Origin of the sequence: Yoonia sp. (assembly GCF_017854565.1) — a bacterium.
GTDB lineage: Bacteria > Pseudomonadota > Alphaproteobacteria > Rhodobacterales > Rhodobacteraceae > Yoonia.
In genome coordinates, this window is sequence record NZ_JAFMHJ010000026.1 from 14,898 (window position 1) to 36,204 (window position 21,307).

General features: G+C 59.2%; 19 protein-coding genes. 17 read left to right on the plus strand and 2 right to left on the minus strand.

The window, feature by feature from the left end; translation table 11 throughout:
- Positions 1-136: 136 nt before the first annotated feature.
- The 11 genes from xdhA (at position 137) to QZ196_RS11395 (ending at position 14,034) form a co-directional block, all read left to right on the plus strand.
- Positions 137-1,498 carry a xanthine dehydrogenase small subunit gene (gene xdhA / locus QZ196_RS11345; protein ID WP_296426492.1) on the plus strand — a complete coding sequence of 454 codons (1,362 nt, stop codon included), beginning with the start codon at positions 137-139 and terminating at the stop codon, positions 1,496-1,498.
- Positions 1,495-3,882 carry a xanthine dehydrogenase molybdopterin binding subunit gene (xdhB, locus tag QZ196_RS11350; RefSeq protein ID WP_296426493.1) on the plus strand — a complete coding sequence of 796 codons (2,388 nt, stop codon included), beginning with the start codon at positions 1,495-1,497 and terminating at the stop codon, positions 3,880-3,882. Before xdhA ends, xdhB begins: the two co-directional genes overlap by 4 nt.
- Complete coding sequence (gene xdhC / locus QZ196_RS11355) at positions 3,879-4,760, plus strand: xanthine dehydrogenase accessory protein XdhC (protein ID WP_296426495.1); 882 nt, start codon at positions 3,879-3,881, stop codon at positions 4,758-4,760. The genes xdhB and xdhC overlap by 4 nt, the downstream gene beginning before the upstream one ends.
- Positions 4,757-6,280 (plus strand): ABC transporter ATP-binding protein, encoded by a 1,524-nt coding sequence (locus QZ196_RS11360; RefSeq protein ID WP_296426497.1) that lies wholly within the window; start codon positions 4,757-4,759, stop codon positions 6,278-6,280. Before xdhC ends, QZ196_RS11360 begins: the two co-directional genes overlap by 4 nt.
- A gap of 51 nt (positions 6,281-6,331) precedes the next feature.
- Positions 6,332-7,414 carry an ABC transporter permease gene (locus tag QZ196_RS11365; protein WP_296426498.1) on the plus strand — a complete coding sequence of 361 codons (1,083 nt, stop codon included), beginning with the start codon at positions 6,332-6,334 and terminating at the stop codon, positions 7,412-7,414.
- Positions 7,414-8,328: an ABC transporter permease gene (locus QZ196_RS11370; RefSeq protein ID WP_296426500.1), complete on the plus strand. Its 915-nt coding sequence runs from the start codon at positions 7,414-7,416 to the stop codon at positions 8,326-8,328. Before QZ196_RS11365 ends, QZ196_RS11370 begins: the two co-directional genes overlap by 1 nt.
- Positions 8,329-8,358: 30 nt before the next feature.
- Positions 8,359-9,432 (plus strand): BMP family ABC transporter substrate-binding protein, encoded by a 1,074-nt coding sequence (locus tag QZ196_RS11375; protein WP_296426502.1) that lies wholly within the window; start codon positions 8,359-8,361, stop codon positions 9,430-9,432.
- A 199-nt stretch (positions 9,433-9,631) separates the two neighbouring features.
- Complete coding sequence (locus QZ196_RS11380) at positions 9,632-10,111, plus strand: hypothetical protein (protein ID WP_296426504.1); 480 nt, start codon at positions 9,632-9,634, stop codon at positions 10,109-10,111.
- A gap of 17 nt (positions 10,112-10,128) precedes the next feature.
- Positions 10,129-11,715 carry a phosphate ABC transporter substrate-binding/OmpA family protein gene (locus tag QZ196_RS11385; protein WP_296426506.1) on the plus strand — a complete coding sequence of 529 codons (1,587 nt, stop codon included), beginning with the start codon at positions 10,129-10,131 and terminating at the stop codon, positions 11,713-11,715.
- Between the two features lie 404 nt (positions 11,716-12,119).
- Positions 12,120-13,055: a type IV pili methyl-accepting chemotaxis transducer N-terminal domain-containing protein gene (locus QZ196_RS11390; protein ID WP_296426508.1), complete on the plus strand. Its 936-nt coding sequence runs from the start codon at positions 12,120-12,122 to the stop codon at positions 13,053-13,055.
- Positions 13,056-13,185: 130 nt separating this feature from the next.
- Complete coding sequence (locus tag QZ196_RS11395; RefSeq protein ID WP_296426510.1) at positions 13,186-14,034, plus strand: MBL fold metallo-hydrolase; 849 nt, start codon at positions 13,186-13,188, stop codon at positions 14,032-14,034.
- A 53-nt stretch (positions 14,035-14,087) separates the two neighbouring features.
- On the opposite strand, the gene QZ196_RS11400 is transcribed toward QZ196_RS11395, so the two are convergent.
- Together QZ196_RS11400 and QZ196_RS11405 are read right to left on the minus strand one after the other, a co-directional pair.
- Positions 14,088-15,644 carry an alanine/glycine:cation symporter family protein gene (locus QZ196_RS11400; RefSeq protein ID WP_296426511.1) on the minus strand — a complete coding sequence of 519 codons (1,557 nt, stop codon included), beginning with the start codon at positions 15,642-15,644 and terminating at the stop codon, positions 14,088-14,090.
- 11 nt (positions 15,645-15,655) lie between these two features.
- Complete coding sequence (locus tag QZ196_RS11405; RefSeq protein ID WP_296426513.1) at positions 15,656-16,096, minus strand: universal stress protein; 441 nt, start codon at positions 16,094-16,096, stop codon at positions 15,656-15,658.
- A 333-nt stretch (positions 16,097-16,429) separates the two neighbouring features.
- Here QZ196_RS11405 and QZ196_RS11410 point away from each other — a divergent pair, with 333 nt between their 5' ends.
- The 6 genes from QZ196_RS11410 (at position 16,430) to QZ196_RS11435 (ending at position 21,290) form a co-directional block, all read left to right on the plus strand.
- Positions 16,430-17,752, plus strand: coding sequence for a P-loop NTPase fold protein (locus QZ196_RS11410; protein WP_296426515.1), 1,323 nt, complete (start codon positions 16,430-16,432; stop codon positions 17,750-17,752).
- A gap of 72 nt (positions 17,753-17,824) precedes the next feature.
- Complete coding sequence (ettA, locus tag QZ196_RS11415; RefSeq protein WP_296426517.1) at positions 17,825-19,480, plus strand: energy-dependent translational throttle protein EttA; 1,656 nt, start codon at positions 17,825-17,827, stop codon at positions 19,478-19,480.
- A gap of 21 nt (positions 19,481-19,501) precedes the next feature.
- The gene (locus QZ196_RS11420; RefSeq protein ID WP_296426519.1) at positions 19,502-19,855 is read left to right on the plus strand and encodes a hypothetical protein; all 354 of its coding nucleotides are present in this window, start codon (positions 19,502-19,504) and stop codon (positions 19,853-19,855) included.
- Between the two features lie 187 nt (positions 19,856-20,042).
- Positions 20,043-20,408 carry a hypothetical protein gene (locus QZ196_RS11425; protein ID WP_296426520.1) on the plus strand — a complete coding sequence of 122 codons (366 nt, stop codon included), beginning with the start codon at positions 20,043-20,045 and terminating at the stop codon, positions 20,406-20,408.
- 224 nt (positions 20,409-20,632) lie between these two features.
- The gene (locus QZ196_RS11430) at positions 20,633-20,839 is read left to right on the plus strand and encodes a cold-shock protein (protein ID WP_296426522.1); all 207 of its coding nucleotides are present in this window, start codon (positions 20,633-20,635) and stop codon (positions 20,837-20,839) included.
- A 241-nt stretch (positions 20,840-21,080) separates the two neighbouring features.
- Positions 21,081-21,290: a cold-shock protein gene (locus QZ196_RS11435; protein WP_296426540.1), complete on the plus strand. Its 210-nt coding sequence runs from the start codon at positions 21,081-21,083 to the stop codon at positions 21,288-21,290.
- Positions 21,291-21,307 lie beyond the last annotated feature (17 nt).

Consider the following 21,307-nt stretch of genomic DNA (forward strand, 5'->3'; position numbering starts at 1 on the left):
ACCATGGCGGCGCAATTTCACTTGCCAAATCCATGCCACACCGCTTTCATGTACCGACAAAGCCGGGGGCAGATGTCTACGTCGCATCGACATCTGCCAGACCCCACATGAATCGGTAAGGCGGCAGGTTTACATCATGGACGTCACGTTTCTTCTCAACGGGGAAACCGTGCAGGTTGACGCGGCACCGACGCGCACCCTGCTGGATTGGCTGCGCATTGACCGTGCGCTTTGCGGCACCAAGGAAGGCTGCAACGAAGGCGACTGTGGCGCGTGTACGGTGGTCGTCACCGACGAAAACGGGGCCAAGGCGCTGAACGCCTGCATCCTGTTTCTGCCTCAGTTGCATGGCAAGGCCGTCCGCACCGTCGAAGGGATCAGCGGGCCGAATGGCGCATTGCATCCGGTGCAAGCCGCGATGATCGCCCATCACGGGTCGCAGTGCGGGTTCTGTACGCCGGGTTTCATCGCGTCGATGACAGCCGCCCACTTGCAAGGGCGCACCGATCACGACGACATATTGGCGGGCAACCTTTGCCGCTGCACCGGCTACGCCCCGATCATTCGCGCCGCACGGGCCGCCCAAGACGCAGATCCGCCTGAATGGCTGGACGACGATGATGCCGCAATGGCTGTCAGCGCCCAACCCTATGCCCCGGAAACCATTGATGCGCTGGCCAAATGGTATGCCGCACATCCCGACGCGACTTTGATCGCCGGGGCCACGGATGTTGGCCTTTGGGTGACAAAGCAGTTGCGGAATTTACCGCAAGTCGCCTTTCTTCACCGCTGCACGGACCTGCGCGGCATCGACATTGGCACCGACACGATCCACATCGGCGCCGCCGCGACGATGACCGAAGTCTATGCCGTGATGCAGCTTTATCATCCGTCTTATGCCCAGATGATCCGGCGCTACGGATCTGAACAGGTGCGCAATGCCGCCACGATCGGCGGCAATATCGCCAATGGCTCGCCGATCGGGGATAACCCGCCTGCGCTTATAGCGCTGGGTGCCACCCTGCATCTGCGCCACGGCGATGTCACGCGCGACATCGCCCTGGACGCGTTCTTTGTCACCTATGGCAAACAGGATCGCGCATCCGGAGAGTTGGTGACCGGCGTGACCATTCCCAAACACGCCCCCAATCTGCGCTGCTACAAAATCTCCAAGCGATTTGATCAGGACATTTCCGCAGTCTGCGGCTGTTTCGATATCATGGTCGGCAATGGCCGCGTGACGGGTGCAAGGATCGCCTTTGGCGGAATGGCCGGCACCCCACTGCGCGCTACGGCAGTCGAGACGGCACTGATCGGTCGACCCTGGACCGATACGACCATCAATGCAGCGGTCGCAGAATTCGCGGCAGACTACACCCCGCTGTCGGACATGCGCGCATCTGACCATTACCGCCTGACCGTCGCGCAGAATCTGTTGCGCCGATATTTCGCGGACAGCGCCGGACAGGCGACCACCGTGTTGGAGGTACGGGCATGAGCGTCGCCAAACCCCTGCCCCATGATGCGGCAAACCTGCATGTGACGGGCACCGCGCGTTACGTCGATGACATCCCCACGCCAAGCGGGACACTGCATCTGGCATTCGGTACATCACCCATAGCCAAGGGCACGATTACCGGGATGAACCTGGACAAGGTGCGCCAGTCCCCCGGCGTTAGGGCCGTTTTGACCGCGCAAGATCTGCCCTTTGCCAACGATGTCTCGCCCTCGGCCCATGATGAGCCGCTGCTGGCCACGGGCACAGTACACTACTGCGGCCAACCGGTTTTCCTCATCATTGCCGACAGCCATCTGAACGCCCGCAGGGCTGCCCGGCTGGGCGATATCAGTTATCATGAAGACACCCCGGTCCTGACGATTGACGCGGCCCTTGCCGCCAACAGCCGGTTCGAGGACGGCCCGCGCATCTGGACCAAAGGTGATGTTGATCACGCCCTGTCGCAGGCCCCGCATCTGGCGCGGGGCACGATCGACATGGGCGGCCAGGAGCATTTCTATCTCGAGGGACAGGCCGCCCTTGCCCTGCCGCAGGAAGGCGGGGACATGCTGGTCCACAGCTCGACCCAGCACCCCACCGAGATCCAGCACAAAGTGGCCGAGGCGCTGGGCCTCCCGATGCACGCCGTGCGCTGCGAAATCCGGCGGATGGGCGGTGGTTTCGGCGGCAAGGAAAGTCAGGGCAATGCGCTGGCCGTCGCCTGTGCTGTGGCGGCCCGCCTGACAGGCCAGCCCTGCAAGATGCGCTATGACCGCGACGACGACATGATGATCACCGGCAAGCGACATGATTTCCGGATCAGCTATGTGGCGGGATTTGATGATACAGGCAAGCTGACCGGCATTGAGTTTACGCAGACGACCCGCTGCGGCTGGGCGCTGGATTTGTCCATGCCGGTGGCTGACCGGGCGATGCTGCACGCAGATAACGCCTATCATCTGCCAGCCGCACGGATCACGTCGCACCGGCTGAAGACCAATACCCAGTCTGCGACTGCATTTCGTGGCTTTGGCGGGCCGCAGGGTGTCTTGGGCATTGAACGGGTAATGGATCATATTGCGCAGATACTTGGGGTTGATCCGGTCGCCGTGCGGCAGCGGAATTACTATGCTGGGATGGGTACAGGGGGGCTGTCTGCCCCCCGCGCGACGCGCCCCCCCGAGGATATTTCCGCTCAGAAGAAGCAAAGCGGAGCCGGGCAGGACCGTAAGGTGGATCTTGATCCACCTGCCCCGCAGCAAACACCCTATGGCATGCCGGTGACCGATTTCATTCTGCATGAGCTGACCGATGCGCTGCTGACATCGTGCGCCTACCACGACCGCCGCGCCGCCATCGCGGATTGGAATGCCCGCAACCCGATCCTCAAAAAGGGCATCGCGTTCAGCCCGGTGAAATTTGGCATTTCGTTCACCCTGTCACACCTCAATCAAGCGGGTGCGCTGGTGCATGTGTATCAGGACGGCTCGGTTCATATGAACCATGGCGGGACCGAAATGGGGCAAGGGCTGTTCCAGAAGGTGGCACAGGTCGCCGCGGCGCGGTTCGGGATTGATGTCAGCGGGATCAAGATCACGGCCACCGACACCGCAAAAGTACCCAATACCTCGGCCACCGCTGCGTCTTCGGGGTCCGACCTGAATGGTATGGCCGTCGCAAACGCCTGCGACACTATCCGTGACCGGATCGCGGCATGTCTGGCCGAACTGCACCAGACCACCCCCCAAGAGGTGCGCTTTGCCGATGGTCAGGTTCGCATCGGGGTCACGTCCATGAGCTTTGCCCAAGCTGCGATGATCGCATATCAGAACCGGATCAGCCTGTCGGCCACCGGGTTTTACAAAACCCCCGGCCTGAGCTGGGACCGGATTGCGGGGACTGGCACCCCGTTTTACTATTTCGCCCAAGGGGCCGCCGTCACCGAGGTCGTGATTGACACGCTGACAGGGGAAAACCGAATTTTGCGCACTGACATTCTGCATGATGCGGGTACGTCGCTCAATCCCGCGTTGGATATCGGACAGATCGAAGGCGGCTATGTGCAGGGCGCGGGCTGGCTGACGACCGAGGAACTGGTGTGGGACAGCAAGGGCCGGCTGCGCACCCATGCCCCATCGACGTACAAAATCCCTGCCTGTTCGGACCGGCCGGATATCTTTAATGTCGCCCTTTGGGACGCACCGAACCCCGCGCAAACGATCTATCGCTCCAAGGCGGTGGGCGAGCCGCCCTTCATGCTGGGCATCTCGGCGTTTTTGGCCCTGTCGGATGCCGTGCGCGCCTGTGGGCCGGGCTATGCCGACCTGCAGGCCCCCGCCACCGCCGAACAGGTGCTGGCCGCCGTGCAAAGAGTGCGCGCATGAGTTTCGATCTGCACGCGCTGCATGCTGCTGTCGCGGCGCATGGTACGGTCGCCCGGATCGTGATCACCGGGGTCGCCGGATCGGCCCCGCGCGGCACGGGGACGGCGATGCTGGTCTGGGCAAGCGGCCAATCGGGCACCATTGGAGGCGGGGCGTTGGAGCTGGAGGCGACGCAAGCCGCCCGTATGCTGCTGACAACGCGCGGGGCCACCCGCCGCCAATATCCGCTTGGTCCAACCCTTGGTCAGTGCTGCGGCGGCGCGGTCACGCTGGTGACCGAGGTGTTTGCGGCGGCAAACCTGCCAACGGCTTTGCCTTTTGCCCGGCGGATCAGCGGCAAGCTGCCACGGCCCAACGCCAAGACATTCACCGACAAGGATGGTTGGCTGATCGAAACGGCCCTGCCCCAGCCACGGCCATTGTGGATTTACGGCGCGGGTCATGTGGGCCGTGCGCTGGTGCATGTCATGGCCCCGCTACCTGATTTCGCAATCACATGGGTTGATACACATGCCGACCGTTTTCCCCTGACAGATGTCACCACGGTGGTTGCGACGGACCCCGCACAGGTGGTCAGACACGCGCCCCGCGAAGCGGCTCATCTGATCCTGACCTATAGCCACGCGATCGACCTAGCCCTGTGTCACGCGATCCTGTCGCATGATTTCAACAGCGCGGGGCTCATCGGATCGGCGACGAAATGGGCTAGGTTCAGATCCCGCCTTGCCGCTTTGGGCCATGCCCCTGCCCAAATTAGCCGCATTGCCTGCCCGATTGGTGATCCTTTGTTAGGCAAACATCCCGCCGCCCTTGCGCTGGGCGTCGCAACCGCAATGATTGGCTCTCAGAATCGTCGCAGCAAGGACCGCACCGCATGACCGACCCATTGTTGCGCTTGTCCGGCCTGACCAAGGCCTATCCCGGTGTCGTCGCCAACTGCGACGTGTCGTTCGATATCGGCAAAGGCGAGGTGCATGCCTTGCTGGGCGAAAACGGCGCGGGGAAATCGACGCTGGTGAAAACCATCTACGGATTGGTGAGACCTGACAGCGGGTCGATGACGTTGGAAGGGCAACCGTTCCAACCCGCAGAGCCGCGCGCGGCCCGTGCAGCCGGGGTCGCCATGGTGTTCCAGCATTTTTCGCTGTTTGACGCGCTGAATGTCGCTGAAAACATTGCCCTCGGCATGGAAAACCCGCCACCTCAGAACGCCGTCGCGGCACAGGTGCGCGCGGTATCCGACCAATACGGCCTGCCGCTGGACCCGACGCGCATCGTCGGTGAGCTTTCGGCGGGCGAGCGGCAAAGGGTCGAGATTATCCGCTGCCTGCTGCAGGACCCCAAGTTGCTGATCATGGATGAGCCGACATCGGTGCTGACCCCGCAAGAGGTCGCGATCTTGTTTGAGACATTGCGCAAGCTCAGCGCCGAGGGCACAGCGATCCTGTATATCTCGCATAAGCTGGAAGAAATTCGCAGCCTTTGTGACAATGCAACTGTGCTGCGGTTGGGACAGGTCGTGGGCACCTGCGATCCGCGTGCCACATCCGCACGCGACATGGCCGAGCTGATGGTCGGATCTGTGCTGCATGTGCCGCAAAAGGCGGATCGGCCTGCCGGTGACATCATCTTGTCACTGGACGGCCTCAGCGCGAAGGCCCCGCATCAATTTGGCACGGCGCTGCGCGACATCACGCTGGAGGTCCGCAAGGGCGAGGTGCTGGGCATTGGCGGTGTTGCAGGCAACGGGCAGGACGAACTGGTTGCAGCCCTTTCGGGCGAGATGCGCACCGGCGCTGGGATGATCCGGTTCAAAGGTGACAGCATTGGCCAACTGCCCCCCAACGCGCGACGCAAGATCGGCCTGCTGGCAGCCCCCGAGGAACGGATGGGCCATGCAGCCGCCCCGGATATGAGCCTGACCGAGAATGCAATCATGACGGCGATGACCCGGCAGAAACTGACCAGCCGGGGGTTTGTGCATTGGGCCAAGGCGCGCCGCTTTGCCCAAGGCGTGATCACGGCTTTCGATGTGCGCACGCAGGGGCCGCAAAATACCGCCCGGTCGCTGTCGGGGGGCAACCTGCAGAAATTCGTGATTGGCCGCGAGATCATGCAAGACCCTGATCTGCTGGTCGTCAATCAACCGACATGGGGAGTTGATGCATCGGCGGCTGCCGCGATCCGGCAGGCGCTGCTGGATTTGGCCGCCAAAGGCGCGGCTGTGATCTGTATCTCGCAGGATCTGGATGAGCTGATGGAAATATCTGACCGATTTGCCGCGCTGAACGAAGGGCGGCTATCGTCGCCGCGTCCGGCGGCGGGGCTGACGGTAGAGGAGATCGGCCTGATGTTGGGCGGCGCCCATGATATGGAGGTGGCGCATGTTGATGTGTAGGGCCGCCTCTGGCGGGAGTATTTCAGGACATAAGAAATTGGGTGTTGGCGCATGATGATATTGGAAAAGCGGCAGCAGCCATCCCCCATCTGGTCACTTGCGACGCCCGTTCTGGCCGTGATCCTGACGATGATTTGTGGTGGGTTGCTGTTTGCGACGCTTGGCAAGAATCCGTTTGAGACGATCCGCACGATTTTTCTTGATCCGCTGTTTTCGGAGTTCGCGTGGTATTACCGCCCGCAGCTATTGATCAAAGGCGCGCCGCTGGTGTTGATTGCGATCGGTCTGTCATTTGGGTTTCGGGCAGGCATCTGGAACATCGGCGCCGAAGGGCAGTATATCGTGGGCGCGATTTGCGGCGCAGCCGTTGGGCTGGCGTTTTATCCGGCCAATTCGGCCCTCATCTTTCCGCTGATGGTCATGGCCGGTGCCTTGGGCGGGCTGCTGTGGGCGATGATCCCCGGTATTTTGCGGGTGAAGTTTGGGACCAATGAAATTCTTGTATCGCTGATGCTGGTCTATGTGGCCGAGCAGTTGCTGGCCTCCATGGCGCTGGGCGCGCTGCGTAACCCCGAAGGGATGGGGTTTCCGGGGTCACGCAACCTGTCACAATATCCATCGGCGGCCAATCTGGAGCTGATCGCGGGCAGCGGCATGCATTGGGGTGTCGTTGCCGCCTTTGTCGCTGTGATCTTTGCCTACATCACGCTGTCGCGGCACGTGTTCGGATTTCAGGTGCGCCTGTCGGGGCAAAGCCCGCGCGCGGCCAGGTTTGCAGGGGTCAACCCCGGCCTGCTGGTCCTGATCTGTATGGGGATTTCGGGCGCGCTGGCGGGCCTTGCCGGGCTGTTCGAGGTCGCTGGCCCCGCAGGCCAGATCAGCATTGATTTCAACGTGGGCTACGGGTTCACGGCGATCATCGTAGCGTTTCTGGGGCGGCTGCATCCGGTTGGCATCTTGCTGGCGGGGGGGCTGATGGCGCTGACGTATATCGGCGGTGAAATCGCGCAATCCAATCTTGGCTTGCCGGGGGCGGCGATCCAGTTGCTGCAAGGGATGCTTTTGTTTTTCCTGCTCGCCGTGGATGTCCTGACGCATTACCGCGTGCGGTTTGGCAAAGTGGGGGTGGCGTAATGGACCTTTCATCTATCAATCCCGTTCTGCTTTTCGCCTCTCTTATGGTTGCCGCCACGCCGATCCTGCTGGCCGCGATTGGCGAACTGGCGGTTGAGCGTGCAGGCGTGCTGAACCTTGGGGTCGAGGGGATGATGATCACTGGGGCCGTGTGCGGGTTCATCGTGGCGGTCAACACAGGGTCGCCTTGGCTGGGGTTCGTCGGGGCGGCGGTTGGCGGCGCGATGCTTGCACTGCTGTTTGGGCTGCTGACGCAGGTGCTGCTGTCCAATCAGGTGGCGACGGGCCTTGCGCTGACGCTGTTCGGGCTGGGGCTTTCGGCGCTGATGGGCCAGGGTTATATCGGGATCAAAGCGCCCGGTTTTCCAGATTGGCACATCCCGCTGTTGGGCGATATTCCGGTCATTGGGCCGATTGTTTTTCAGCATGATCCGATGGTCTACATGGGCCTTGCGCTGGTTGGTGCCGTCTGGGCGTTCCTGAAATACAGCCGGACCGGGCTGATCCTGCGGGCTGTGGGCGAAAACCACGAGGCGGCCCATGCGCTGGGCTATCATGTGATCCGGGTGCGGGTGCTGGCGATTATGTTCGGCGGGGCCTGTGCGGGGCTTGGCGGGGCGTATCTGTCGCTGGTCCGGGTGCCGCAATGGACCGAAGGTATGACCGCCGGTGCGGGCTGGATCGCGCTGGCCATCGTTGTCTTTGCCAGCTGGAAACCTGCCCGGCTGTTGCTCGGTGCCTATTTATTTGGCGGGGTCACGGTGCTGCAGCTGAATTTACAGGCGGCAGGCCTTGCGATCCCTGTCGAATACCTTTCCATGTCGCCCTATCTGGCTACCATTGCCGTTCTGGTTATTATGCGCGCAGGACGGGCACCGGGGTCACTGGGCCAATCTTTCCATGCCTCACGTTGAGGCGCTTTCAAGACCATCAAGGGGATGTTTATGACGATGAAATCAGTACTGGCCGGGGCAACGCTTGCGCTTGGCCTTAGCACGGGCGCCTTTGCGCAAGATACAACCAAGGTCGGCTTTATCTACGTCGGCCCCGTCGGTGACGGCGGCTGGAGCTATGAGCACAACCAAGGACGGCTTGCCCTCGAAGAACACTTTGGCGACGCCGTTGAAACCGTATTCGTGGAAAGCGTGCCCGAAGGTGCCGATGCAGAGCGGGTTCTGACGCAGATGGCGCTGCAAGGTGCTGACCTGATCTTTACCACGTCGTTTGGGTATATGGACCCGACCCTGAACGTTGCGGCGAAATTCCCGGATGTGAAATTCGAACATGCGACCGGATTCAAGCGGGCCGACAACCTGTCCACTTATTCCGCCCGTTTCTATGAAGGGCGCGCCGTGCAGGGGCATATCGCCGGGCAGATGACCGAAAGCAACATCGTTGGCTATATCGGGTCCTTTCCGATCCCCGAGGTGATCCGCGGCATCAACAGCGCCTATATCCACGCCAAAGCCGTGAACCCTGACGTCGAGTTCAAGGTCGTCTGGGCCTACACATGGTTCGATCCTGCCAAAGAGGCCGAAGCAGCCACAGTGCTGATCGAACAGGGCGCTGACGTGATCCTGCAACACACCGACAGCACCGCGCCACAGGCAGCAGCGCAAGCCGCAGGCAATGTGATCACGTTTGGCCAGGCATCCGACATGGCGGCCTTTGCGCCGTTGCCGCGCGTCTCGTCGATCATCGACAACTGGTCACCTTATTACATCGCCCGCACACAGGCGGTCATTGATGGCACATGGACCAGCACGGACACATGGGATGGCATCGGGCCCGGCATGGTCAAGATCGGCGAAATTTCCGACGCCGTACCTGCCGACGTCAAAGCCAGTGCCGAAGCCCTGCGCGACGCAATCGCATCAGGCGAATACCACCCGTTCACCGGCCCGCTGAACAAGCAGGACGGATCGGTCTGGCTGGCTGACGGCGAAACGGCCGATGACGGCACATTGGCAGGCATGAACTTCTACGTCGAAGGCCTGTCCGGCGTCATCCCGCAATAAGCGGCCAGAAATGCGATCAAGGCCCCGCCACTGGTGGGGCCTTTTTCGTTGACCTGTCACGTCATCACGTTGTGGCCGCTGCATCCGACGCCGGACAGCGACAACCGCGCCACCATAAGAAATAGATCGCCGCGGCCGTGCAATCCAAAGCTGAAGCACTGCAGATTAGTGATGCGCGCGACTCATTTCACCACATTGTGTGCCGACCGCCGATTGTGGCGAACGCTGGGCATTTGTAGTGCAACTGATGCTAACCGACCCCCAAAAGCAGGCCCGCAAAACCGGCCAAGGTAGATTTTTTTGCCCCCCGGAAAAGCAGCATAAAAAAAAAACGGGCGCGGGAAAATGTGGCGGTAGCCAAGAATATCAAACTTTTTTCGCTATTTTTTTGATTTTTCCGTCGATACGGCAGAAATTTGGACCGAACCGCCGGAAACGCGCCGGACGGCACACCGCAGGGCTGCCGCCCCGAACGGTCCAAATCGAACCCGGGGAACGGCTGGCCGAATGGCCGATTTGCGAAATTTTACATTGGGTCACATTGGCATCATTTCGCCTCAATTTCTGCACAAATTTCGATCAATTTGAGGTCGGTCGCACAGGTGTTCCTGCGCAAACAGCTGCAAACAACAGCCTTGATTATCTTTGGTTAAATTGGTGCGCAGAGCATAAATGGTAAGTGAATGGAGAATAGAGATGACTTTAAAAGTCCTTTCAAATAAACGTAATGTCGTGTCCGCGCTGGCACTGTCGGCGGCAATGCTGACGCCCGCGGCAACATGGGCCGGTGAGGTTACGCTGAAATCAGCGGACGGCACCGTAAACCTGATTGGTGAATTTATCGACTTCGCCGACAACAACTATGTCATCCGCACAGGGCTGGGTGATCTGCGGATTTCTGCTGCCCGCGTTCGCTGCGAAGGTGAATCCTGCCCTGACTTCGCATCGACGACCGCCGACGTGCGCTTCGCCGGTTCCGATACAGTCGGCGAAGGTGTGATGCCGCTTCTGCTGTCTGGTTACGCCGCATATCTGGGCGCCGAGGCGACGGTCACCGCCACAGGTGCCGACGACGAGATCCTTGCAGAACTTGTCGGTGAAGAAGGTTTCGGCGATCCCGTTGGCAGCTACCTTGTCACGTCTACCGGTTCAGGCGATGCGTTCCGCACACTGCTGAGCGGCACCGCGCAGGTTGGTATGGCCTCGCGCCGCATTACCCCGGACGAAGCACGCGCCCTGCGCGATGCCGGTGCAGGTAACATGGTCAGCCCATCGCAAGAACACATCATCGCGGTCGATAGTCTGATCGTGATCACGAACCCGGAAAACCCTGTCACCCGCCTGACGATGGACCAATTGCGCGGCATCTATGGGGGGCAGATCACCAATTGGTCCGAAGTCGACGGTGCCAATCGCCCGATCAAAGTATCTGACCGCCCCGAGAGTTCGGGTACAGGCGCCGTTTTCCGCGATCGCGTCTTTGGCGACAACGCCCCGGCGACACTCAGCAGTGCGACAATCATCGCCAGCAACAACGACACCGCCGCCTTCGTCAACGAAGATCCTGACGCGATTGGCTTTGTCGGCTACGCCTTCCAGCGTGGCGCACAAGCGGTCAAGCTGGTCAACGAATGCGGACTGACGATGTCGCCCGACGCTTTCTCGGCGCGGACAGAAGAATACGCCCTGCAGCGTTTCTTGTATCTGTACAGCCGTGAAGACATGGCCGAAGACGCCGCAAAGGCATTCCTGGACTATTCGACCTCGGATGATGCCGACGAAGTCATAGCAAAGGCGGGCTTTATCGACCTTGGCGTTGATCGGCGCCCCCAAGAGCTTGACGGCGACCGTGCCCGACAGTTGCTTGACCCCAATGTCGATGCCTACGAAGGCGGGATCATGCGCGAAATGCTGTCGCAAATGGTGTACTACGACCGCCTGTCGACAACCTTCCGCTTCCGCACCGGCTCGCAGGCACTTGACCCACGCGGTCTGCTGAACCTCGCGCGTCTTGCCGACTACCTCGAGAAACAGCCAGAAGGCACCAAGATCCTGTTCGTGGGCTTCACTGATGATGTCGGCGCGTTCGACAGCAACCGGGATCTTTCGATTGCCCGCGCCCAGCAGGTCATGGCGACGCTCACGGAATTTTCGGCGGGTCGTCTGGACGGTGTCCAAATGGCGTCGGCAGGTTACGGTGAAGTTGCGCCGTCCGCCTGTAACACCACCGAGAACGAGCGTCGGATCAACCGCCGTGTCGAAGTGTGGATTCAGTCCGAGTAATCGCTGAAATACGGCACCGGGCGTCAGGTTTTGACGCCCGGTGCCCCATGACAACAGAACGTGGGCGCAAAGGTGCCCATCTGCACAGTGTAGCCGCGCCCGACGATCCAGAGCCCGTTTGTCAGAACCGTTTATTGACGACAAACAAGGTTTGCGACCGCTCTGGCCATTAACCATCAAGAAAATCTGGCCCCCGTTTTGAGGGCATACTCCTCAGGTTTGAAAAGTTAGGAAAGCCGATGTTGGTGCTCAACACCGCAAAACAGTCACACACATACCATAGCCCAGAAGTCAGCGCACCGAACGCGCGGACCGCAGGCGCCATCCCTTTGTGGTGCAATGGACACAAACTCAACCGCCGACATTCTTGATGTGAGGTTGGCGTGATAAATAAGGAGAGAGAATTGAAACCCTCAATAACAGCAGGCTGGTCGCGATTGACCACGGCACTGATCATCAGCGTGGGGTTTGCCACGCCGATGCAGGCACAGGCCCTGACGCCCGAACAGCTACAAATGATTCAATATCGCGAAGACACAGGTGCCAGCCAACGCATCGACTTGTCCGGCAAACTGCGGATGCTGAGCCAGCGCATACCGGCAGCGGCCTGCAATTATACCGCCGGCATCGAAAGCGCGACAAGCAATACGGTCATGAATGCCGCGATTGCCGAATTTGACGCCATCATGCACGCGCTCGAGTTTGGCGATGAAACCCTTGGGGTCATCGGCGTCGAAGAGCGTCGCAAGACGATCGTCGGCTTGGGCAAATTGCGCGAACTATGGGAGCCGATGCGCGACACCGCCAACCAGATCGGAACCGGTGGTGGCACCGCCGAAACAGTGGCCACCCTGGCCGAGCAAAGTGCCGACGTGCTGAAAATGGCACAACGCATGGTAAGCGAAATATCGGGACAGTATTCCGACCCGACCGCGCTTTTACAAAGTGATGCGATCACAATCGACATCGCCGGACGCCAGCGCATGCTGACCCAGCGTATGTCGAAAAACGTCTGCCTGATTGCATCGGGCATGACCGTCGTCGCCGCCATCGAGGAATTGAACGACGCCGCACAGATGTTCGATATATCGCTTGGCGCGCTGCGTAGCGGCATGGACGACGCAGGAATCGTTCCACCGCCGACGGCTGACATTTCAGCCGGCCTTGCCATCGTCTTGGCCGACTGGGGCACGATCCAGCCCATCGTTGCGCGTGCGGCCGCAGGCGAGGTGCTTGATGATGAACAACGCAGCATCATGTTCAACGGCGCGAATACGATGACCGGCCATATGAACACCGTTGTCGGCATGTACTCTGACGCATCCAAGATGGAGCTTTAGCGGCTCTTATTCCTAAGAAATGCCGCGCAGCGCTTGCCGTTGCGCGGCATTTTTGTGCCCGGACCTAGCCAAACACACCGCCTGTCTGCAAGACTGGATATCTGCAAGACTGGCCGAAAAGGACCGCGCAATGACAAATACCCTTGCCCTGATGGGCGTCAAAGGTGGCCCGGCGATCCGTCCGGGGTCACATATGCCCACGTCGATCCTGCTGCGCTTGGGCGGCAAGACGATCCTTGTCGATGCGGGTCTGGGCGCCACCCGTGGCGTCTGCGATCAAGGCGTGCCGCTAACCGGCATCGACATGATCTTTGTCACCCACCTGCATTCCGATCACTACCTTGAACTTGGCCCGTTCTTTCATACGGCCTGGACCGCCGGGCTGAACCGGCCCATTCGCGTGATCGGGCCAAAGGGGTTGGATGCCTATTGGGCGGGCTTTGTGCAATCCATGTCCTTTGACATCGACCTGCGGATACGTGACGAAGGGCGCTGCGATTTCGCCAGCCTTGCCCAGATCAGCGTGCTGGCCGACGCGGCCACCTACGACGGGATCACGGTCCGCGCGCTGCGCAACGTCCATCCGCCCATCACCGACAGCTATGCACTGCGCTTTGACGCGGGCGGCACATCGGTCGTTCTCTCAGGCGATACCGCCTATATGCCCGAAATGGCCGATTTCGCACGCGGTGCCAATCTTTTGGTCCACGAGGCGATGCTGCGCGATGGCGTCGCGGCGCTGTGCGCGCGTATGACCAATGGTGATGACCGCCTGCGCCACCACATCCTGAACAGCCACACGGACGCGACGGACGTGGGCCGGATTGCGCGGGATGCCGGGGTCGGGCAACTCGCCCTGAACCACTTTGTGCCCGACGGCGATCCGGATTTCACCGACACGCATTGGAACGATGCCGTGCGGGTGCATTGGGCGGGACCGCTCCACCTTGGCAAAGACGGGATGGTCATCCCGCTTTGAAACGCAAAAGGCGCGCCAGTTGCCCGGCGCGCCTTTCTGCGATGTCCGTCGACCTAGTGCTTGTGCTTGACGATCTCGCCAGACTTCAAACGGCTGAAATAGCTGTTCATCTCGCGCTTCACGATTGGCATCAGGAAGTAGAGCGCGGTGATGTTCACCACGGCCATCGCAAAGATCATCGCATCGGAAAAGTCGATCACAGCACCCAACTGGGCTGCCGCACCGATCACGATGAACACACAAAAGATCAGCTTGAAGATCAGCTCTTTTGTTTTGCCCTCACCCACCAGATAGGTCCAGGCCTTGAGGCCATAGTAGGACCAGCTGATCATGGTCGAGAATGCGAACAATACGACCGCAACAGCCAGCACATAGGGGAACCAGCTAAACCCGGTGGCAAAGGCCGCCGATGTCAGTTGCACACCCGATGATCCGTCAATGGTCTGGATCGCCGTGCCTGCTTCGTTCAGGACAAAGTTGCCCGTCGCAGGATCAACGACCAACACGCCAGAGATCGTAATCACCAGCGCCGTCATCGTACATATGACCACGGTGTCGATGAACGGCTCAAGCAAGGACACGACGCCCTCGGTCACAGGTTCCTTGGTCCGCACGGCAGAGTGTGCGATGGCCGCCGAACCCACACCAGCTTCGTTCGAAAACGCCGCCCGCTTGAAGCCCTGGATCAACGCGCCGACGAAACCACCCGCAACACCCAGACCGGTAAACGCACCTGCCCATATCTGGCCAAAGGCCCAGCCGATCTTGTCGTATTCCACCAGCAGGATGATCAACGCGGCACCGACATAGAGGATACCCATGAACGGCACGACTTTTTCAGTGACCTGCGCGATGGATTTGATACCACCCACAATCACGGCAAAAACCACCGCAGCAAAGATCAGGCCGGTGATCCAGCCCGGATAGTCCCCGACAATCCCCGAAATCTGCGCATGGGCCTGATTGGCTTGGAACATATTGCCCCCGCCCAAAGCCCCCAAGATACAAAAGATCGAGAAAAGAATAGCAAGCGCACCACCACCGGGCAAATTCCGTTCCTTAAAGCCCTTGACCATATAGTACATAGGGCCGCCGGAAACCGTGCCATCAGCATATTCGTTGCGATACTTCACACCCAACGTACATTCCGTGAACTTGGACGCCATGCCCAAAAGACCGGCAAGGATCATCCAGAACGTGGCACCGGGGCCACCGATCCCGACAGCCACCGCCACACCGGCAATGTTACCAAGGCCGACAGTGCCCGACAGCGCCGTGGTCAGCGCCTGAAAATGGCTGACCTCGCCCGCATCGTTGGGGTCTGAATAGTCACCCTTGACCAATGAAATCGCGTGCCCAAACGCGCGGAACTGGATCGCACCAAAGTAGATGGTGAACACGGTCGCGCCGACCACCAGCCACATCACGATCCACGGGAAACTGGCCCCCGCAACCTCGAATGGCAGCGGTGCAAAGATTAGGTTGACGAACCAACCGGTCGAGCTGGCAAAAATCTGATTGACGCGATCATCAATCGACATCTCTTGCGCAACAGCCGCCACAGGCGAAAGGGCGGCCAATGTGGCCGCAGCAAATATTTGTTTTTTCATGTCTCTACCCCTTATGGAATGATCGTCACAGGGACCGAGGCCGAAGCCACCAATCGACCTGTCACGCCACCAAAAATGCGTTCTCTCAAACCGCGTGTGCCAACGCGACCGATGATGATCTGCGCCGCGCCACGCTCTTTGGCGATCGCATCAAGAATTTCGGACGCATCCCCATGCTTGACGATACCGACCACATCAAAGCCTTCCGCCTTGGCGGCGGTCACGGCAGGGTCGACCACGCGGCTATGGGCCAGCTCGATCTCTTCTTCGCGGCGCTTGTGACGCTGCTCATTTTCTTCGGGGGTTTGAAAACTGAATGGCGACCATTCAATCACATAGCAAAGTGCGATCGTGCAGTCCCCAACAGCCTTGGCGCGGTCTTGGGCAAAGGCAAGCGCCCGCGCCCCCGCGTCAGAGCCGTCAAGGCCGACGACAAATGTTGTCTTACTCATAGCAATGTCCCTGTTGTTATTTTCGCGGTTTGGCGGGGTGGAAACCCCCGCTCAGATGCGGCTTCATCCGGCCACTGCGTGCAATTATACGCAATTCGGCCCAAACCAGTTAATAAACTTTTGACGTTGCGTCAGTACGGTTTAATTTCCTGCCCTCCCGGCTATAAACAGCCAAAGTAGTCCGCGTATAGGATTTTAAAAGCCAATTGTCCCGCCCCGCACTTGCGAAAAGTTGTGGCTCGTCGCCAACCCAAATGCACGCTAAAGTCGGGCGATAACACGACCGGCACGGTATTTTTCCGTCCGGTCGCCGTGATTGAAAAGGCCAAACATTTGAAACTGACCCTGCCACCGCCACAGATTACCCTCTACAAGGACGGCCTGCAAAGTCACGACAAACTTGACCGCAAACCGCTCGCCGACAGGCTATCCAAACTCTTGGAATCCATCGACGACCCACTGGTCGTGGCGCTTGACGGCGGGTGGGGCAGCGGCAAATCGGTGTTCCTGCAATGCTGGGTGGGTGAGCATCTAAGGGAGAAAAGTCACACCGCCACCACGCTCTATTTCGATGCGTTCGAAAACGACTATCTGGACGACCCCCTGATCGCCCTGACCGGCGCGCTGACGGACAGGTTGACCCCTGACAGCCCAGCGCGCGGGGCACTGAAAAAGCTGCGTCTTGCTGCATATAAGATTCTCCCCTTGGCCGCGCGCCTTGGATTGGCGGCTGCAACTGCCGGCGGGACCGAAGCCGCTGGCGCAATCGGTGGCGCACTAATTAACCAATCTGCCAAGGACGTCGAAAAAGCCGCCGAAGCCTACTGGAAACGCGAAGACGGTCGCCGCGCCGCCATGCAACAATTCCGCGACGCGCTAAAGGCCCTGACCGAACCGGACAACGACGGCACACCACAAAAGAAACTGGTCATCGTCATCGACGAACTCGACCGCTGCCGCCCCGACTATGCCCTGCAATTGCTAGAGGTCATCAAACACTTCTTCGCCACCCCCGGCGTTCATTTTGTGCTTGGCGTCAACCTGCACGAACTCGCCAACAGCGTCCGCGCGCGGTACGGTGCGGGGATTGATGCGGAGAGATATTTGCATAAGTTCGTGCAGATCAGGATGCCGATCCAACCACGTGGCTATAGCGGTCAGGTGCAGTCTATCTACCTTAAGCACTTCGAATACGTTTGCGAAACATTGAAGATAGATGCAGGTACATTCAGCTATTTCCGTGACTATCTTCAACTGCTCGGACCTCACGCTCATCCTACGCTACGTGATATGGAAAGGCTGGGCTCGCTAATCGCTACCACCTCTATGAACCTATCAGAACAAGGCGATGCCCGTGATTTCCTTGGCGGATTGATGATCATTCAAGTTCTGCGACCGTCTTGGATCGAATTGGCCCGACAGAGCGACATGCGTTACAAGTTCATCGCGGAATTATTCGACTGGAATGGCAATTCTTCGAGCCTCCAAAGGGCAGAATACCTTCGACATCGCTGGCAGACGTATCTGGATGGCGTGGAAGCACTCTCGGCTGATGAATTGTCCCGCTACGCAACAAACGAATGGAGAAATGCGAAACCTGAAATGGTCGCTCGGGTAATCGCCCAGCACCTCGACGCCTTCGCACTCCCCAACTGACCCCCTCCCCTTGCCTGCGCGCCTCTCAGCTTTTAAGTGATGCACAAGCTTTATCAAAAGGAACTGCCACCCATGGCCAGCAATCAATTCGTCTATTTCATGGACGGCGTCTCTAAAACCTATCCCGGCGGGAAAAAGGTGTTTGAAAACATCCGCCTGAATTTCCTCCCCGGCGTGAAAATCGGCGTTGTCGGCGTGAACGGCACCGGCAAATCGACCCTGATGCGGATCATGGCCGGTCAGGACAAGGATTTCGTCGGCGAAGCATGGGCCGCCGAAGGCGCGCGCGTGGGCTATCTGCCGCAGGAACCCGAACTGGACGCGACCCTGAGCGTGCGTGAAAACGTCATGCTGGGTGTGGCCGACAAAAAGGCGATCCTTGATCGCTATAACGAAGTCGCCATGAATTATTCCGAAGAAACTGCCGATGAAATGGCCACCCTTCAGGATCAGATCGACGCGCAGAACCTCTGGGACCTCGACGCGCAGATCGACATCAGCATGGAGGCTTTGCGCTGTCCGGCGGACGATGCCGATGTGACCACGCTTTCGGGCGGTGAAAAGCGGCGCGTCGCGCTGTGCAAACTGTTGCTTGATGCGCCCGACATGCTGCTCTTGGACGAACCGACCAACCATTTGGACGCCGAAACCATCGCATGGCTGCAACAGCACCTGATCGACTACAAGGGCACGATTTTGATCGTGACCCACGACCGCTATTTCCTGGATGCGATCACCGGCTGGATTTTGGAACTCGACCGTGGGTCGGGCATCCCGCACGAAGGCAATTATTCCAGTTGGCTGGAGGCCAAGGCAAAGCGGCTGCAACGCGAAGCCAAGGACGATAAATCCAAGCAGCGCACGCTGGAGCGCGAATTGGAATGGATGCGGCAAGGCGCGAAGGCCCGGCAGGCCAAATCCAAGGCCCGGATCAGCGCCTATAACGACCTCGCCAATCAGTCCGAGCGCGAAAAGATGGGCCGCGCCCAGATCATTATCCCCAACGGCCCGCGTCTGGGGTCCAAGGTGATCGCGGTTGACGGTATGAAAAAGGCCATGGGCGACAAGCTCTTGATCGAAGGGTTGACGTTTGATCTGCCCCCCGGCGGCATTGTCGGTGTGATCGGTCCAAACGGCGCGGGTAAATCCACGCTGTTCTCCATGCTGACCGGGCAGTCCGAACCCGACGAAGGCACGGTTGAATATGGCGACACCGTGAAGCTGTCCTATGTGGACCAATCGCGCGATGCGCTGGCCGCCGACGCCACCGTCTGGGAGGAAATCACCGGCGGTGCCGAAATCATTCCGCTGGGCGACGCGCAGATGAACAGCCGCGCCTACTGCTCGGCGTTCAACTTCAAAGGCGGCGACCAGCAAAAGAAGGTCGGCCTGCTGTCAGGCGGTGAACGCAACCGGGTCCATATGGCCAAGCTGCTGAAATCCGGCGGCAACGTGTTGCTCCTCGACGAACCGACCAACGACCTTGACGTCGAAACGCTGCGCGCGCTCGAGGACGCATTGGTCGATTTCGCCGGCTGCGCCGTGGTCATCAGCCACGACCGTTTCTTCCTCGACCGGATCTGCACGCATATCCTAGCCTTCGAAGGCGACGCCCATGTCGAATGGTTCCAAGGCGGGTTCACGGATTACGAAGAGGACAAGAAGGCCCGGCTCGGCGCAGACGCGCTGGAACCGAAGCGGATGAAGCACAAGAAGTTTGTGCGGTAGTCCAGAATGTGGAAAAGTGGAGTGACCGCGTTGGTATTCAGCCAATTACCTTCTGTCGGTCACTCCTATTGCTATCAAGGCACGGGATTTGACTTTGCCAGTGCAGTTAATAAGTCGTTAGATTATCTGCTATGCCTACATAACGAACAGGCCAACAGCCTGAACGAGCAGGCGAGGATCATCAACGGCAATTCAGATTTGATATCGCAAAATGCCCGCATCTTTAATGATGCCATGGATCGACAATCCAACATCAAGCGCGCTTTGGACAGTCTTACATTTCTTGTCACCGAGATGGATCGGGACCAATCACGTTTGCGAAATACGCTAGAAGACCTTGAAGCTCGCATATCGGAACTGGAATACGGGCGATAAAGTGGGCGGCTCATTTGCCAAACCACCAGGGTCAGCCCGACCCATCAGTCGGGCAAGGTCGGCGCGCGATGACATCTGTAACAAAAGGGCCGCCATCAGCACCGCCCCTTCACGTTTGCGTAGCTGGCATGTCAGGTTCGCGCTCAACGCGCTAGGCTGATCGGGCAACCAAAAACAAGGACACACCATGCGGCTCGTCATTGCCATCGCGATCGGGTTCGCGGCTGCCGCTGCGGCCTATGCCCTGAAACTGCCGCTGCGATTCGGGGCACATCCGTTCTGGGCCGACCAAGCGCTGCTTTGGGGTGCCGCAATCGGCGCGATTCTGGCCCTGATCACATCCCGGACACACTACAGCCTGCGCGTGTTAAGCTTTACCACCCTGACCGCTGGCGCCTACGCCGTGGCCCACATCGGCAAAATGCGCTTTGCGGCATCCTACGCCGAAAACGCGTTTGCTGGGCAAATGTGGTTCTTTGGCTGGCATGCCGTGTGCATCTTTGCGATGGCAACGATTGTGACAACCGCCTACCGCCCGCGCAGGGGGGCCTGATGTCACCCCGCTGCCGGGTTTCCAAGCGGTAGATATTCCGCCGACGCGCAGGTAACCTTAAATATACACTTGATTTTTCCTGCGTTAGCGGCCACATGGGGGATGCAGACGTTATCCTTCTCGACCCACTGTTTTCCTTCAAGGCTACAGTCTATCGATATTGCACTGACTAAGCCAAGCTGTCGCAGTTCCGCGGACAGCATTGATACTAAAGGAAAAACACGATGGCTACTGGCACCGTGAAATGGTTTAACTCTACTAAAGGCTTCGGCTTTATCGCTCCCGATGGTGGTTCCAAGGACGTTTTCGTTCACATCTCCGCTGTTGAGCGTTCCGGCCTGACTGGCCTGAAAGACGACCAGAAGGTCACTTTCGACATCGAATCCGGCCGTGACGGTCGCGAATCTGCGATCAACCTCGCACTCGCGTAAATCGCGCTTGAAAAGAACGGGTTGCGCAGCATGATGCGCACCCACCTCCCCGGCGGTTGTCTGCCGAGATAACGACCCCCCTGAAAATTTATTGATTTTGTGACGACTCGTGGCATCCTGCCAGAGCGACGTTAACCTATCGACCACTGTATGCTTATCGGCCCAGTCTATCGATCCGAGTTTGACCGAGCCGGACCGCTGCAATTACGCGAGCGGAAAAAAATATAAGGAAGACAAGGACATGGCTTCAGGCACTGTCAAATGGTTTAATACCACAAAAGGTTTTGGTTTTATTGCCCCCGATGGCGGTTCAAAGGATGTGTTTGTGCATATCTCTGCCGTCGAACGCTCCGGGCTGACCGGCCTCAAGGATGATCAAAGGGTCAATTTTGACATCGAAGCAGGGCGTGATGGGCGTGAAAGCGCGATCAACCTGACTTTAGCTAATTAATCAGCACCTTAAATTAC